This window comes from Secundilactobacillus hailunensis, assembly GCF_005405185.1.
Taxonomy (GTDB): domain Bacteria; phylum Bacillota; class Bacilli; order Lactobacillales; family Lactobacillaceae; genus Secundilactobacillus; species Secundilactobacillus hailunensis.
Genome location: NZ_BJDO01000053.1, coordinates 1 through 14457 on the forward strand (window position 1 = coordinate 1; position 14457 = coordinate 14457).

At 37.4% G+C, this 14457-nt stretch carries 16 protein-coding genes and 1 pseudogene; 13 read left to right on the plus strand and 4 right to left on the minus strand.

The window, feature by feature from the left end:
- Positions 1-273: 273 nt before the first annotated feature.
- Complete coding sequence (locus tag FFM73_RS10755) at positions 274-405, minus strand: hypothetical protein (RefSeq protein ID WP_371857022.1); 132 nt, start codon at positions 403-405, stop codon at positions 274-276.
- Positions 406-472: 67 nt separating this feature from the next.
- Between FFM73_RS10755 and FFM73_RS10760 the strand changes: the two genes are divergently transcribed.
- The 5 genes from FFM73_RS10760 to FFM73_RS12800 all read left to right on the plus strand — a co-directional run bounded on the left by FFM73_RS10760 (position 473) and on the right by FFM73_RS12800 (position 3682).
- Positions 473-886 (plus strand): hypothetical protein, encoded by a 414-nt coding sequence (locus tag FFM73_RS10760; RefSeq protein ID WP_373278669.1) that lies wholly within the window; start codon positions 473-475, stop codon positions 884-886.
- A gap of 66 nt (positions 887-952) precedes the next feature.
- Complete coding sequence (locus FFM73_RS10765) at positions 953-1435, plus strand: Dps family protein (protein ID WP_137631721.1); 483 nt, start codon at positions 953-955, stop codon at positions 1433-1435.
- 606 nt (positions 1436-2041) lie between these two features.
- Entirely contained in the window at positions 2042-2395 is a 354-nt protein-coding gene (locus FFM73_RS13030; RefSeq protein ID WP_235874507.1) for a plasmid mobilization protein, read from the plus strand.
- Positions 2377-3546 carry a relaxase/mobilization nuclease domain-containing protein gene (locus FFM73_RS10775; protein ID WP_137631723.1) on the plus strand — a complete coding sequence of 390 codons (1170 nt, stop codon included), beginning with the start codon at positions 2377-2379 and terminating at the stop codon, positions 3544-3546. Before FFM73_RS13030 ends, FFM73_RS10775 begins: the two co-directional genes overlap by 19 nt.
- Positions 3530-3682, plus strand: coding sequence for a hypothetical protein (locus FFM73_RS12800; protein ID WP_162838578.1), 153 nt, complete (start codon positions 3530-3532; stop codon positions 3680-3682). The genes FFM73_RS10775 and FFM73_RS12800 overlap by 17 nt, the downstream gene beginning before the upstream one ends.
- A gap of 221 nt (positions 3683-3903) precedes the next feature.
- Here the strand turns inward: FFM73_RS12800 and FFM73_RS10780 are convergent, their stop codons facing one another.
- Positions 3904-5010 (minus strand): replication initiator protein A, encoded by a 1107-nt coding sequence (locus tag FFM73_RS10780; protein ID WP_137631724.1) that lies wholly within the window; start codon positions 5008-5010, stop codon positions 3904-3906.
- Between the two features lie 667 nt (positions 5011-5677).
- Here FFM73_RS10780 and FFM73_RS13205 point away from each other — a divergent pair.
- Positions 5678-6253 (plus strand): annotated as a pseudogene (locus tag FFM73_RS13205) (DUF536 domain-containing protein).
- A gap of 408 nt (positions 6254-6661) precedes the next feature.
- Here the strand turns inward: FFM73_RS13205 and FFM73_RS10795 are convergent.
- Both FFM73_RS10795 and FFM73_RS10810 read right to left on the minus strand, forming a co-directional pair.
- Positions 6662-7009: a DUF3139 domain-containing protein gene (locus FFM73_RS10795; protein ID WP_010620858.1), complete on the minus strand. Its 348-nt coding sequence runs from the start codon at positions 7007-7009 to the stop codon at positions 6662-6664.
- A 497-nt stretch (positions 7010-7506) separates the two neighbouring features.
- Positions 7507-7872, minus strand: a complete 366-nt coding sequence (locus FFM73_RS10810; protein ID WP_235874509.1) for a DUF5839 family protein — start codon at positions 7870-7872, stop codon at positions 7507-7509.
- Between the two features lie 737 nt (positions 7873-8609).
- Between FFM73_RS10810 and FFM73_RS10815 the strand changes: the two genes are divergently transcribed.
- The 7 genes from FFM73_RS10815 (at position 8610) to FFM73_RS10845 (ending at position 14294) form a co-directional block, all read left to right on the plus strand.
- Positions 8610-9926: a hypothetical protein gene (locus FFM73_RS10815; RefSeq protein WP_137631726.1), complete on the plus strand. Its 1317-nt coding sequence runs from the start codon at positions 8610-8612 to the stop codon at positions 9924-9926.
- A gap of 508 nt (positions 9927-10434) precedes the next feature.
- Positions 10435-11607, plus strand: coding sequence for an ATP-binding protein (locus FFM73_RS10820; protein WP_065493187.1), 1173 nt, complete (start codon positions 10435-10437; stop codon positions 11605-11607).
- Between the two features lie 105 nt (positions 11608-11712).
- Positions 11713-12315 carry a helix-turn-helix domain-containing protein gene (locus FFM73_RS10825; RefSeq protein WP_137631727.1) on the plus strand — a complete coding sequence of 201 codons (603 nt, stop codon included), beginning with the start codon at positions 11713-11715 and terminating at the stop codon, positions 12313-12315.
- 294 nt (positions 12316-12609) lie between these two features.
- On the plus strand, positions 12610-12954 hold the full coding sequence (locus FFM73_RS10830) for a hypothetical protein (protein ID WP_062904672.1): 345 nt from the start codon (positions 12610-12612) through the stop codon (positions 12952-12954).
- 41 nt (positions 12955-12995) lie between these two features.
- The gene (locus FFM73_RS10835) at positions 12996-13544 is read left to right on the plus strand and encodes a helix-turn-helix domain-containing protein (protein WP_062904365.1); all 549 of its coding nucleotides are present in this window, start codon (positions 12996-12998) and stop codon (positions 13542-13544) included.
- A complete protein-coding gene (locus tag FFM73_RS10840) occupies positions 13544-13957 on the plus strand; it encodes a protein-export chaperone SecB (RefSeq protein WP_062904673.1) in 414 nt (137 codons plus the stop codon). The genes FFM73_RS10835 and FFM73_RS10840 overlap by 1 nt, the downstream gene beginning before the upstream one ends.
- 55 nt (positions 13958-14012) lie before the next feature.
- The gene (locus FFM73_RS10845) at positions 14013-14294 is read left to right on the plus strand and encodes a DUF3892 domain-containing protein (protein WP_062904674.1); all 282 of its coding nucleotides are present in this window, start codon (positions 14013-14015) and stop codon (positions 14292-14294) included.
- Positions 14295-14457 lie beyond the last annotated feature (163 nt).

Below are 14457 nucleotides of genomic sequence, written 5' to 3' on the forward strand. Positions count from 1 at the left end.
CCTCAATTATTAAGTGTTCATCATCTATTCCTAACAACATTTTCGTAGTATCATTTGACATAGGGCATTTCCTTTCTTGACTTAATTCTGTGGTGGGAGCAAGTTAACGGACGGGAGATGTCCGCTTTTTTATTCTAATGATAAACAAAAAACTGTCATCAGTAATAGACAAAAATCTATTACCAACAACAGATATTGTAGAACCAATATCTATAATATAGATGTTGGGGGTTATTTATTTTGATATTATAATTTATAACGCATATTAAATCACTAGTTTTTTCGGGAATTAGATTTACCGCTCATTTCAAGAGCACCACTTTCATAATGGGCCCAACATGAGTAGATTTCGACTATTTTAGTTGCTTTATCAATGGTATAGACGACGCGGTGTTGACCATTTATCCTTCGAGAATAGTAACCAGCCGCAGGTGGTGCTTTTCATGGTAGCGCCGCCTACCCGCTAGACTATATTCAATACTTATTAGCGCAACGCTTTACTAGTTATCACGGCCTCTGTCAGCGACAGGCACCAGCAGCTGATCAACAAAGTGATATGATCCTGCAGACTGAAAAGAATATTTTAGTCCACCTATTCATCACCGCCAAAACACCACTACCTAGCAGAATGATCATTTATGGCAGTCATGGTAAAATCGTGATTCCCGACTACTGGAAGGCCAGCAGCGCCACTTTATATGATAATACTGGCCACGCCACTTCGTTACAGGTCACTCAAAATAGCGAATTTGTTTTTGAGATTCAGCACTTTAATCAACTCTGGTCCCAACATCAACTGACTATCCCAGTTATGACGCCGACAATCACCTGCCACACCGTAGCAATTATCGAAGATTTATACCGCCAATGGACCACAAGTATTTGATTTGAAAAGCGCTTTCACAACTGTTATAGTATTAGTGTAACCAATAGTTATGAAGAGGGGTTCATTATGACAACTTACAATTATGACTTTCCAAAATCAAAAGCACAACTCAATCAACTGATTGCCGATATCAGCCAATTAAAGGTCAACGTTCAACAAACACACTGGTATATGCGCGGTGAAAACTTCTTCCGTCTCCATCCGCTGATGGACGAATATGGCGATCAACTAAGCGAACAGCTCGATCAAATTGCAGAACGCTTGATTGCTTTAAACGGCAGCCCACTGGCAACAACTCACGAATTCATTGAAAATACTGGCCTACCAGATGACAAAGTCGATTTTGATCAATTAACGATGACTGAATTCATGCAACGGCTAGTTGATCAATTCAAGTACCTACGTGACCAATACCAAAAAGGAATCGAAGTTACTGACGAAGAAAAAGACTTCCCAACTCAAGATATGCTTAATGGCTTCAAGGATGAAACCGATAAAAATATTTGGATGATCAGTGCTTATCTAGGCAAAGCACCATTCGCTGACTAATATAAAAGACCATATGGCTATAAACGAGTAGCAATATGGTCTTTTTCTTATGCTGAAGAAATAGCAACCAATAACACGACAATAATTCAGGATATATTAAAACCGAAAAAAATGATAAAACTGAAGATAACTTAGACAAACTAGAAGAGTTTTAATTTCATTTAACAGCAGTTGATTTAATCAACTGCTGCTTTTTTGATCAAGCTAAATTAGCTTGCGCCGTTTGCGCAAAACTCCGCCTGAAAGGCTCCTGCCGAAAGCATGCTGATGATGCAAAATCATTCGGCCGAAAGCCCCCGTCTGGAAGACTTTTTTACTCAAATTCCGATAGCAATTTTGAGTAAAAACGCGAAGCTTTGCCAAAAAGTGGCTAGCCAATCGGCTAACCATTTTGGCATTGCACAGCGAACTTGGGGGTCAAGGGGGAGCGTTAGCTGTCCCCCTTGCAAGCACCGCAGCTGCCACAAACGTAGTCTTGTGGCTAGCATGCGGGTTGCTTGCCAAGCCTCTGTTATTCGATTATCATTAGGAGGTCATCAGCCGTCGGCTGATCCGACTTTTGATATCTCGAATAACTTTGTCCGCAGGGCAACGGAGGTGGGACTTGTGAACGGACTACAAAATCTGGCTAGCACAAAAAAGACGACTCAGGTTCATCGTCAGGCTAGCAAACAAATTAATTTTCGGGTGAGTGAACCGGACTATTTAAAGCTGGCGCGTTCCGCGCAAACTTTAAATCTGTCCGTGCCGGCTTTTGTCAAAAAGAAGGCCCAGGGGGCGCGCTTAGTTGCCCCTAAGATTACTGCCCAAGATGCCCAGAACATCACTCATCAGTTAGCTAAAATTGGCGGTAATCTTAATCAATTGGCCCATCATGCTAATCAAGGTGGTCAAATCGATCCCCAAGCATTAAAGGATTTACAAAACGAGGTGCAACGCGTATGGCAACAACTCACATAAAACGTTCCACCAGTGCATCTAGGTTAGTCAATTACGCTGAAAAACGAGCCATCAAAAAAGATGGCCTCAATTTAGATATTCAGTACGCTAAAAGCGAATTTAAACAAGTGCGGGCCGTCTATGGCAATCCTGGTAAAACCCAAGCGTATGCCAGCCGGATTGCCTTTAGCCCGTTGGAATTTAATCCGCAAGATCCTCATGATCAGACAACGGTTTTAGCCGTTGCCAAAGAAGTTTATGCCAAAGCCTATCCCAATCAACAGGTGGCCCTTTATGAACATGCCGATACCGATTCGTTGCATGTTCATGCCGTCATTGGCGCGATTAACCTGGAAACCGGGCAAAAAATGCACGGTAATTGGCACCAATATCGCGATCACTTAGTCCACATCACGGATCAAGTGTGCCAGGAACATGGCTTAATGGTCACCCAGCCTGATCCCAACCGTCATGAAAAACGTTCGATGGCCGAAATTAAGCTGCGGGCTCAACACCAGCCCACTTGGAAAGATCAAATTCGCCAAGCCGTGGATCACACCATGCAGAACCCCCTGATTCGCGATTTTCAGGCCTTTCAGGACGACTTGAAACAACAGGCAGTTAAAGTATGGGAACGGGGCAAAAATCTCACCTATCAGCTATTAGGGACCAATTACAAGTCTCGGGGAACCAAACTCGGGCTTGATTATGAAAAGGAGACGATTTTTAATGAGTTGGCAAGCCGACAAAACCAAACAAGAACCAACCAGCAACCAGAACGAACCGTTAACCCAACAATTGACCCAGCTCAATCAGACCATAGCCGAACTCCGGAATTACCAAGGCACTCAGATTCAACTGCAAGCCACAGCCAAAACGTCCCTCGATCAACAACTTCATCAGATCGAACAGACCGCCCAACAAGTCAACCAACAGTTTCAGACGACCTTAAACAACTTAGACAGCAGCAACGCCAGCTCGCAGGCCCAATTAAAACAGACCTTACAAAGCGCCTACGCAGCATTCCAAAAGCAGACCAACCTGATCAGTCAGGAAAATCTGACCGCGCTCAAACAAATTCAAACCGAACAAGCCAAAAACAACCAGCGCCTCAGCCAACTCAGCGACCAAGTGAACCAGACCATTCAAGAGACGATGGCCCAAGTCGCTGATCAAATGGATCAGCAGTTACAAACCACGAAAAAGCGGTTCTCGTGGTATGAAATTAAGAATTATCTGCTGGCTGTGATCCCGACTGGTATTCTGACCGGCCTTATTTTCTGGTTATTGACCAAGTATTTCGGTTAGTTCAAGTTGAGCTTTCAGTTTTCCGCGTCCTCAATTGCTGACAATTTTATTCCAGGGTTAAACCAAATTGGCGTTTTATTGACATGAATTTAGGATTTTGAAACCAATTAGCGTATTTTTCGCTTATTATTGGCTATATTTATCGTTTCTCAGCCATTTTAAATCAGCTTTGGTGTATTTATATGCCAGTTAACTAAAACGGCTGAGAAACGATTTTAGAGCTAATCTGAAAGGGCCTCTTGATTTTTGAATTCTTCTGAGTGTTTGGCCGCATATTCTCTAGCCGCTCGTTTATTCCACCAAACGCCAAATAGGTTTTGCATGGTGCCGTATAAGTAGTTCTCAACATTCTTGATGTGCTTCTCATTGCTTCTCAGGGCGTTAAAGTAGCGTCTCAAGGCTTTAGTCATTAAAGGTTTCAGTTCCTCATCATCAAGTGGGATTATGACACCAATATCTTTGTGATCTTTCTCAACTCGGTACTTAGCATTTAAGATAATGCCAATGAAGCGCCGCATTTGTTGTGGTGTTCGACACCAGAAACTGAGCAGTTGAATGGCTTCGGGTTCTAAGAAGACTTCCCAGCCACTTTCTGGATCGGTTAAGAACTCGTCAGCATGTTTTACTAAATCCTGGTTTTGCTTTTGAATTTCTGCTGGTGAAAAGTTGGCTGTGGAAAAGTCTAACTTTTGAGTATCTATCTTGTATCTATCTTTATCTCTTGCTTTAGGTTCTTTATCTAGATTAACTGCACTTTTTGCAGTTCCGCTTGTAGCAAGGGTTTGGGAGGCGCTGTCAACGGACTTATGCGGAACTGCACTTTTTGCAGTTCCGCTTGTAGCAAGGGTTTCAGCGGTCTCTCGCGGAACTGCACTTTTTGCAGTTCCGCTTGTAGCAAGGGATTGCGGCGCCTTTTTACCATATTCGCTTCGTAGATAGACATCGGTGGCTTTGACATCGAGTTTGGATAGATATAAACGATTTGGTTCATTCTTTTTCGTTTTAAGATTGAAACCCATTTGTTTTTGAAAGAGTAAACCAATTGATTCTAGTTCAGTTTTTACTTTGATGACTTTGTGTTCGGAACAATTGAATAAGTTCACCAATTCTTGATTAGTAAAAATAAAGTAAATATGATTATCTTCATCGACCCAGTTGTTTCTTAATGAATATTCTAACCGGTCTTTGAGGATCATGTAGGCAAGTTTAGCGTCACTGCTGAGGTGCTTATATTTTTCCCCATACATTAAAACCTTAGGAAACTGAAAAAATAAGGTCCCATAAACGTTGTCAGCCTCGTAGTAATTGAAATTAGTTGCTTCTGTCATTATAAAAACTCCCTTTCTATACTCGACCCATGCTGGCTCAAAAGAGAGTTGCTAAAACATTTGATTTGCTTTAAAATACAAATCTGATATGCTCTAACTGAATTACAAAGCATTCATTTGCTGTGAGAACTTTGTAATTTATCAGCATGGATCTTGTCTGGTTGCCCAATCGGCAACTTTTTTAATTTCTAACAACAAAATAAAAATGGACTAGGCAGCTTCTACTAGCTACTTAGTCCATTGGTTTCAATTTTGTTTTTTAACTATCCTAGCCTTGTCCTCGTGGACCGGTCTGCGGTATAATCATCTTACAAAGTTAAAAGCAATATTTCAGTCGATTTTTTCCGGGAAGTCAAAATCGACTGAATCTAAGTAGCTAGTGAGAGCTACTTGCTAATACTATAAAAGAGATCTCAATCCCAAATGGATTGGGATCTCTTTTATGTATTAGCCTGATCTTTTAATATTTGATTGTTAAATTAACTATAGTCTAGCATAGCGCTTACTAACCGGTAAACCTTAATTTGCAAATAGACTATTTAATAAATTGATACTTAGCTTTAAAAAAACGACAAGAACGACAACGAGTTTAATCTTTGCTTGTCGATTGGTGTTCTTGTCGTTTTTAACTTATAATTTAAGGCGGATTAATTAGGTGGTGAAACTATTGGGCAAGACTATTCGACAACTTTCAGAAGAATTGAAATTATCAAAACAAGCCATTAATCAACGTATTAATAGCATTAATGGCTTTCGAAGCAAACACACTTATAAAGTCAAAAACCATCTATAAATAGACAATCAAGGCGTTAAGCTGCTTGCTAATTTTGACAAGCAAAAACGACAAGAACGACAAGAACGACAACCAAATCGGCAAGCTGAAAACGACAAGGACAAAAATGTTGATCATATCTTGCTGAAGCAACTTGATGTTAAAGATCAACAAATTGCAAATTTACAACAAGCCTTAGATCAGCAGCAAAAATTACAGATAGCAACGGTTGCAGAAAACCATCAATTAAAAGAGCACGTGCGGAAATTGAGTGGTCTGCTTGAACATTCTAGTTCAACTCAACAACAATATTCAAACGACAAGGACGATACCTTGTCGAATAGTGATAATACTCGTCACAGCAAGGATAAAAACGACAAGCAAAATGAAAATAGAGTTGCTGAATATAATAATAGGCAAAAAAAAGTATCTAAAAACAAAGTCAATAATAGTTGGTGGCGTTTTTGGTAGTATTTCTACTCCTTTCATCAAGCAATCAGGAATCTAACCCAGAAATAGTTGACAAAGAGCCCATTTTCCTACCGCCTTGGATAGTTATAAGAAGCAAAAAAATTCTCATACTATTTGGCTGCCAGTGGTAATTTAAAGATGATAAAAGTCGATACAGCGTAAATAATTAAAATCGGAATCAGTAACATTCCATAGGTGATGGGCCACGTCAAAATGGTCATTAAGGCAGTGCCAACTGTATTTAAAATTACTAACGTTTTCCTGGTTAGTTTAAATGAATGCCACATTAAAAACCACCAGTAGACCAATGAAATAAGTAGCGCAAAGCTTCCCAATTCAGCTAATGACAATTTTTATTTATCTCCTATAAATTGTTTTTGTAATATATTAAAGCTTGCAAAAATTAAATTAACGATCATACTCCAAGGGTGGATAAGGAGCTAGAGTATCTTTAACACCCTCCCGATGATCATAGATACTTAGGGACACCCTTTTATCCTGCCAAGACATATTATAAATATATTGATAGGTATGGTGTTGGTGGCGAATTGAAACATCTTCCTCCCATTGTCCCATATTGACCCAATTAAAAACTATTTTCTGATTTTTAATGCTATTTTTTGGAATCTTTTGGGCAACCATGTACGTTCGAACGGCTCCAGTAAAATAAGTGCGATGTTGCCAATAAATGGCTAGCCAAACTATTAAAAAGAACCCTAGTAATAAAGCTATTACGTACCCAATCTTTTTAAGCATAACTAATCCACACCTCTTTTTCATTTTGTTGTTAGTTTATAAATATAACTTGGCTTGTAAGTCCCTGAAAAAACATTTGTCATTGAGAATGGGAATACCCACATAAGGCCACCTTTCATTCCTTTATGACTTGTCCCCCACCAATAAGCTAAGTAAACATATTTAGACAGCAGCAACGCCAGCTCGCAAGCCCAATTAAAACAGACCTTACAAAGCGCCTACGCAACGTTTCAAAAGCAGACCAACCTGATCAGTCAGGAAAATCTAACCGCACTCAAACGGATTCAAACCGAGCAAGGCCAAAACAACCAGCGCCTCAGCCAACTCAGCGACCAAGTGAACCAGGCTATCCAAGAGACGCTGGCCCAAGTCGCTAATCAAGTGGAGCAGCAGTTACAAACCACGAAAAAGCGGTTCTCGTGGTATGAAATTAAGAATTATTTGCTAGCAGTAATCCCAACCGGGATTTTAACGGGACTCGTTTTTGGGCTGTTAACTCATTTTTTAGGTCGATAAAAGGCGTCTCCTTGGGGGTGAGCAGCTAGGTACTGATCAAAGTTATCCCGAGTGCGTGAATCAAGATCTTTAACTGAGTTAGTCGTAATCGTCTTGACGGTCTTTAATTGTCGTGCGACTTGGCGATCAGCAGCCTCGGTTAACTTGTGAATCCCGGTAATGATCACTAAAACCGGTTTAACCTGGCCAGTCACTTCTACCCAAGCTAATTGACCAATCGCAAGATTCTTTTTCCCCATGGTTTTGTGATGGCGAACCCGCCATTGATAACTTTTAAGACTAAAATAATGATTCTTATTCACATGATGGCCGTTAATAACGGTTTCGATATGATGAGTTGATACCATAAAATTCCTCCATTCTGTTAATAACCAACTTAGAGTTAATCAGCTAAGACCTCCTAAAAAACTACGTAAATATTTTTTGCTTTTTTATTTACCAAGATAAACTTAAGGAGGTAACTTCAATTAAGCTACTTTGCCGAAAATATTGTTAACGGATAAAGTCTCTTCTCAACGGAAGAGATTTTATTGATTAACCAAGCCGCTTATAATATACATCGTACACCTAAGTGTACAAAATTTATCTCGGTAAAATATGCGTAATTGGCCTGCCCATCACCCTATGAGCGGGCCCTTTGCGTCTGTTGATAGCACGATGCTTAACTAGGGCCTACCTGTTTGTGACCTTTAGTCTACGTCACCTGAGATTAGAAACAATATGCTTGCTCCCATTTGATAGCAAGTAAACAAACTGACAGTTACCAGTTGGGATATTTCACTGCGAGCATTATATCTTGTCAAAATATCAAAGGCTTTGTTATAGCGGAGGGTGAGAAAATTTATATGAAGATATCAAACAGGTTCTCAGTTGTGGACAAATTAGAAGTATTGATAGCGGCTTAGCATTCATTCAATTATTAATAATTGGCTAGATGGCAATTTCCTAGATTGTTTGCATCAGATGCGCTTTAGGCTCCTAATGCAAATAATTGAGATAGGTTCGCAGAACGAACTTCCTTTTTTGCGGGTGGATGGTATGCTAATCATATTAATGATTGGCGGGTTTCAAGGAGGTTGGGACTTTGGCTTTTGAAATGGAGCTTGAAAGAATAGAAAACGTTCACACGCGCAAATACATGAAGGAAGTCATTTCAGATTATAGTAACGGGAACTTGCGATCCGCTACCGTTATGCTTTATGTTGTTGCCATGAGCGACATTTTTGAAAAGGTTGATTCTCTGGCTAAAATGTATGATGACAAAGCTGCTAAAGGCATACTAAGCAATCTTTCAAAAAAAAACATATTTGATGCAACTCGCGAAGAAACTGTCTACACAGAAACTATAAAAAGAATACCTAACTTTATCTCAACAGCGGGACAGTCAGCGATGGAATCTCTAAAAAAGTGGCGTAACATATCGGCGCATCCGTCTCTAAATACTGATGCGCCTGAGCCACTCGAACACCCTAGTATCAATACAGTTGCTGGATTGATACACGATTGTATCAACTTTATTTTTAGTCAACCTGTCGATCCTGGCACCAGAAGCTTTTCCGGATTTTTAGACAAAGTAGCCCAAGTAAAGAACACGTTTCCTAGTCAAGAATCCTTGTTTAACTATTTAGACATCAATTATTTCAGTAAATTTCAGGGCAGTACCTATGTCTATATGATTGAACATCTTTTTAAAATAGTATTTGTCAGCGAAGATGAGAATGCGTCTGCAAATCGAGACATTAATGTAGTTGTACTAAAAATGCTCGCTGAAAAGCACCGCGACATCGCAGTTAGTACCATTAGGGATTCACATTTTTTTGAGCATGTTTTGGTATCAGATAATGCAGTTCTTAAATATATCGAGAAATTCCTTCGTGATTTTCCAGAATTATATGGCTACTCTCCGGATTTCTTGAAAGAAACCATTGAGCAGAACACTTCTTCCGATCCAGACCTGAGACTTCTTAACTTCTTTGTTGACTCAAACAATTTGTCAGATCATATAGATAAATTAAAGAATATGTCTCAGAATGATTCAGATTTTTATAACCAGGTCAATTGGAACCGCATCGTTGATTTACTATCTCTGTATTTTAAAAACAGTGGCGACATTCAAAAAATGTGTAATATTTATATTTGTGCGTATTCTCATTCTCGTAATTACAGGGAAGCGGACAACCGTTTTACGTATCTCATAGTCCCGATTCTTGAAAGCATGACTAAAAACAACTTTTTGACTTTATTTGCTATTGATAACAGTCAATGCTACATTCGCTTCGCAGCAGAGCATGATCATAAAAAAGCTTTTGATGCATACAAACGGCGGTTCGATAATAATGCAGAGCTTAAATGTTTTAAAAGGGAATATCCTAATTTTTTCCATTTTGTTAATCAAGAATAAGCCTAATAAATAAATTAACGTTTAAATGGTTATTGACAGTATGCTGAAGGTAATTCGTTGATCAATGCTTCTACCCATGAATGAGAACCTTATGAGGCTTAATTCTTGTCATATTCTTTTTTGTATTGCGTGAACAGCTTCCACACTGATCAGTGTTGTACTACTTGAGGGTAGAGTATTATGGAATCCTGCATCAGGTCACTTTATTAGCACCTGACTCTATTCATTAGGGTGTACCCTATCGTAGTCACTAAAAGCGACTAATTTTATTAGTTACAAATAAGTGTTCCGCAGCTCTTCAGACGAGCTGATTATGAGTAGAGATCTATTAGGTTGGGCTGCCAAGTTACAGCGAGGTTAAATTAAACGGTTCAGTTGCTTAATGTAGGTTTTTCAAATAATCAGTTAACCATGGCCGTTCAAAATAAAAAGGGCACATAAAAGATTCAAGGTAAATACTAGTGATTGATTCATACCTGTCAGCCCATAGATTAGGAGGTCGCCCTATATGAAAACAATTAACAGTTTGCTAACTAGTCCCGAAGATGAATACCATGATTTTAAGGTTCAATGGTACTCACATGGCAATAAAGCTGAACTAATAAAAGATATTTTTAGCTTTGTAAATACCTCACATCACGAAGATTGTTACTTAATTATCGGTGTGGATGATAATCATAATGTTACTGGTGTCGAAAGTGATGAAAATAGATTAAATACTCAAAAACTTACTGATTTTCTGCATTCGTTACCTATCGCCAATTCACATACACCAAAGGTAATTGTTGAGCCTATCAAAGTTAAGAACCATATAATAGATATTATTACAATAAAAGATACAATAGATGTACCCGTTTATCTTGACGAAGATAAACACCCTAAAAAGGCTAAACGACCAATCCATGCTGGACAAATATTTGCAAGAGAAAATGATACGAATACTCCAATCAGTGATTCGGCAAGTGATTATCTGGTTGAACGCCTTTGGAAAAAAAGATTTGGCTTAGATTTACCGATTCAGCAACAATATAAAATTAAATTACAGGATATAAATAACTGGGAATATTTTGAGACCGATAAAATAGGATTTCTCTATAATGTAAACCCTGATTATTGCATGTTCCTTGAAGATGATGATCAAGATCGATATAAAGTTGAATCCTATGCTTTAGGACAGTACCGAGCTCGTATGGGTTGGCAAAAGTTAGTATTAAAATATAAAAATAGAACAATAAACGAATTCCTTGTAGTTTTTCTAGATGGTGCTCGCTTTATGACTCTTGTACCTAATTTAAGCACTATAGCTTCCTTTAGTGATAATCCCCTTACATTTCAATACTTCATTGCCGATTCTCTTGAATTCTCGGTAGAAAAATTGTTTTTATCAATGAAAAATAGTCCAACCGCTCCTGACGGGTATCAAAGAATGAATCTTTTTCAACGTATAGTAATTTTCGACAATTGCCAGCAAATGAAACAAGGCTTAAAAGAACTTACAAGTAAAAAAGATTATATCAAGAAGCAATGCACACCCTCACAAGAAGAAATCAATAGCTGTCGTTCGTTATTAAGTATGGACTTTAATAGCAAAGATGTTGAAATGACTCAATCATATCTTGAATATATGTGTCAAGAAGCTAATGTAAGTCAATTCATTATTAGATATTTAAAAACAATGTAGGGTCCATAGTCTCCAAATAACGCCTATAAAAGAGCAAGCATAGAATCATTGCTTGCTCTTTTTGCGTTTCATCAGCATAATTATTTTGAAATCAGGAGGGTATTTATGAAATTTGGTGGTCGTCTAAAAAATGCAAGAACAGAATTGAATCTTACTCAGGAACAAGTTGCTAGAGATTTCTTTGTTACTAGACAAACAATTTCTAGTTGGGAAAACGAAAAAACTTATCCTGACATTGCCAACTTAATTAAGTTAAGTGACTACTACCACATTTCACTAGACATTTTACTAAAGGAGGATTCTGGAATGAAAGAATATTTGGAAAAGAAAAGCGTGGAAAAATCTATTCGTCCAATATTCATTATATTGCTTATCATCGATTTACTTTTTCTTACACTACTTATACTCAAAATTGTTAATGTAATTCAGTTTAGTAATGATGTTGTTCTGATTCTAAATATATTTGGCATCTTAAATGCTATCGCTTTGCTTCAATTAAAATCTTTTAAAATGAAAATGGGTATTAAAAATAAAAAACTAATACCAAATAGAAACCTAAGTTTAGGCATAGGTGGAATATTAATCGTAGCAGGAATGCTATTTCTTTTATTAACCAACCATGTTTTGATCAGTGGTATTCTATCCGGAATGGGCTTCGCTATTTTCGTATTTTATTTATTTTCGAAATTAAATTCTAAACTTTCATGAGATGTTAATTCGCACTAAGATTCAGGGACTATAACTATCAAATAACGCCTATAAAAGAGCAAGCAATGATTCTATGCTTGCTCTTTTTGCGTTTCATCAGCATAATTATTTTGAAATTATATTCTAAATTTGCATGAAATGTTAAGCCATATTAATTTAATCTTCAAGGTCTATAATTACCTTAAAAATAGTTACTACAATTAAGTCTTAGTTTTAATTAACGCATATTTGTATCTCTTGAGATACAAATATGCTATTGTATATAAAGATGATAAAGTCTGGATGTGTAATTCATTGACCAGTGTAGATGATATTAAAAATATAATTAAAGATATTCAAGATAGACGAGAGCAGTGGCAGCTTAGTTCCCGACGTAAAAATTTGCTGACACTTGGTAGTCTAGGAATAGATCAAAATGGTGCCTTTGATATGATTTATAATTTATTAACTTGGCAAAATTATATTTCAGGTCCTATGCCAGATGATCATCCAACACCTGTTCCTGGTAATATCTGGATTTTTGGATTAGATATAGATAATTTATCTTGCTATTTAAAATTTCAAGATAGGCCAAGTGGAGTCGTTATGTGGATTTCATTACATGAAGCAGAACACCCATTGCACTTTCCATATAGATAATTAGCTAAAATTGATTAGTAGAAGAAAGAGAGGGCATTGCAATGAATAAAATAAAAGAATTCTATAACCCCGAATTGGAGACTACTGAAAATTATGCTGAAGTCTGGAAGCCAGAGGTGATAAAAGTTAAAGATGAATCTGATTTAGTAGTGATGAATCACTACTGGCAGGATAAAGATGGCGAATTGTGGGGAGACTTCAATAATCCAATGGAAAACGTTAAAAGAGGTTTTGACGCCTACAGAAAACGTAAAGGGTACATGACTCCTGATGAGATTAGAAATTTGCGGAATCAATTAAATATGTCAGTGAGAGAATTTGCTAATGCTATTGGAATTGGATCCTCATCACTAACACAGATTGAAAACAACCAACGTGTGCAGGTAAAATATCAAGAAATTTTATTTAGAGCTGTCAAGGAAAGTTATGAATATCAGAGGAAATCACCTGATATTTTACGATTTCATGATCAGCTACTGCCTAACAAACTTGACTCATCCTCATATACTCTGGATAGTATTTTGTATACCACCCCACAGATATACAAAGATAGTCTATCCTTTAATAACAAATTAGGAGATGTTGCATAGTGAGTGTTTTGAAATTTCTTGGATATAAGGTTATGCAAATGAAATATGAGCGGAATCCAGTGTTTGAATCTGTAAAAAAGCCTATTTCTTTAGAGCCCAAAATGACACCAAAAATCAATATAGAAGATAATAATATTAATATCACATTGTCAGTTATTGTTGGTTCTCTAGAGGACAAAACTATTCCATTCCAAGTTAGTTGTTCTATAATAGGAACCTTTGTTTATGAACCTGACGAAGATGCCACAAATGTTGGACTAGACGCTTTGGTACGTAATAACGCAGTTGCTATTCTTTATCCATACGTCCGCGCTATTATCGCTACATTGACAACGACATCCAATGAATTTCCTGGTTATAATATGCCAACTATCAATGTTAGTAAGCTTCTAGCTCAGCAAGGGGAAAAATAATTTTTATAATCACAATGTTTTTATATTTAATGTATATCTAACAGGAGGAATACTAATGATTTATGCTTCAAAAATACGTATGCAAGCTGGTAAAGAAAGGGATAATAAGTTAACTTCGATTTACTCCATTTATTTAGAAGGTAGTATAAAGACCGCTGATTTTTATACAAAAGAATCAATTTATGATTGGTTAAAAGATAATCCTTCAATTCAAGTAAAGGTAAACATTTCACCATATCCACTCGTTATTCCAGAAAAAAGGCTTAATACAAAGTATGTAAAGTCTAGTCCAGATTACACAGGTAAAGATAATTTGCTAAATTTACCACGTGAATAGCTCAAGGGTCTATAAATGTCAAATCGCCCCTCGAAAACATTGAAATAATAACCCCCAATATCTAGGTTCTTCGTCAACTGTTGTTGGTGAACAAAATATTGGAGTTCTAATCACTTGGTGATTAGAGCTCTTTTTGTATGAACTCGAAAAGCGAACAGCACTC

Bases quoted from the DNA above. Each gene is read 5' to 3' on its own strand.
- FFM73_RS10780 (WP_137631724.1), bottom strand. From the start codon at position 5,010: ATGACAGAAGCAACTAATTTCAATTACTACGAGGCTGACAACGTTTAT.
- FFM73_RS12800 (WP_162838578.1), top strand. From the start codon at position 3,530: ATGGCCCAAGTCGCTGATCAAATGGATCAGCAGTTACAAACCACGAAA.
- FFM73_RS10765 (WP_137631721.1), top strand. From the start codon at position 953: ATGACAACTTACAATTATGACTTTCCAAAATCAAAAGCACAACTCAAT.
- FFM73_RS10825 (WP_137631727.1), top strand. From the start codon at position 11,713: ATGAAATTTGGTGGTCGTCTAAAAAATGCAAGAACAGAATTGAATCTT.
- FFM73_RS10820 (WP_065493187.1), top strand. From the start codon at position 10,435: ATGAAAACAATTAACAGTTTGCTAACTAGTCCCGAAGATGAATACCAT.
- FFM73_RS10775 (WP_137631723.1), top strand. From the start codon at position 2,377: ATGGCAACAACTCACATAAAACGTTCCACCAGTGCATCTAGGTTAGTC.
- FFM73_RS10795 (WP_010620858.1), bottom strand. From the start codon at position 7,009: ATGCTTAAAAAGATTGGGTACGTAATAGCTTTATTACTAGGGTTCTTT.
- FFM73_RS10810 (WP_235874509.1), bottom strand. From the start codon at position 7,872: ATGGTATCAACTCATCATATCGAAACCGTTATTAACGGCCATCATGTG.
- FFM73_RS10835 (WP_062904365.1), top strand. From the start codon at position 12,996: ATGAATAAAATAAAAGAATTCTATAACCCCGAATTGGAGACTACTGAA.
- FFM73_RS10845 (WP_062904674.1), top strand. From the start codon at position 14,013: ATGATTTATGCTTCAAAAATACGTATGCAAGCTGGTAAAGAAAGGGAT.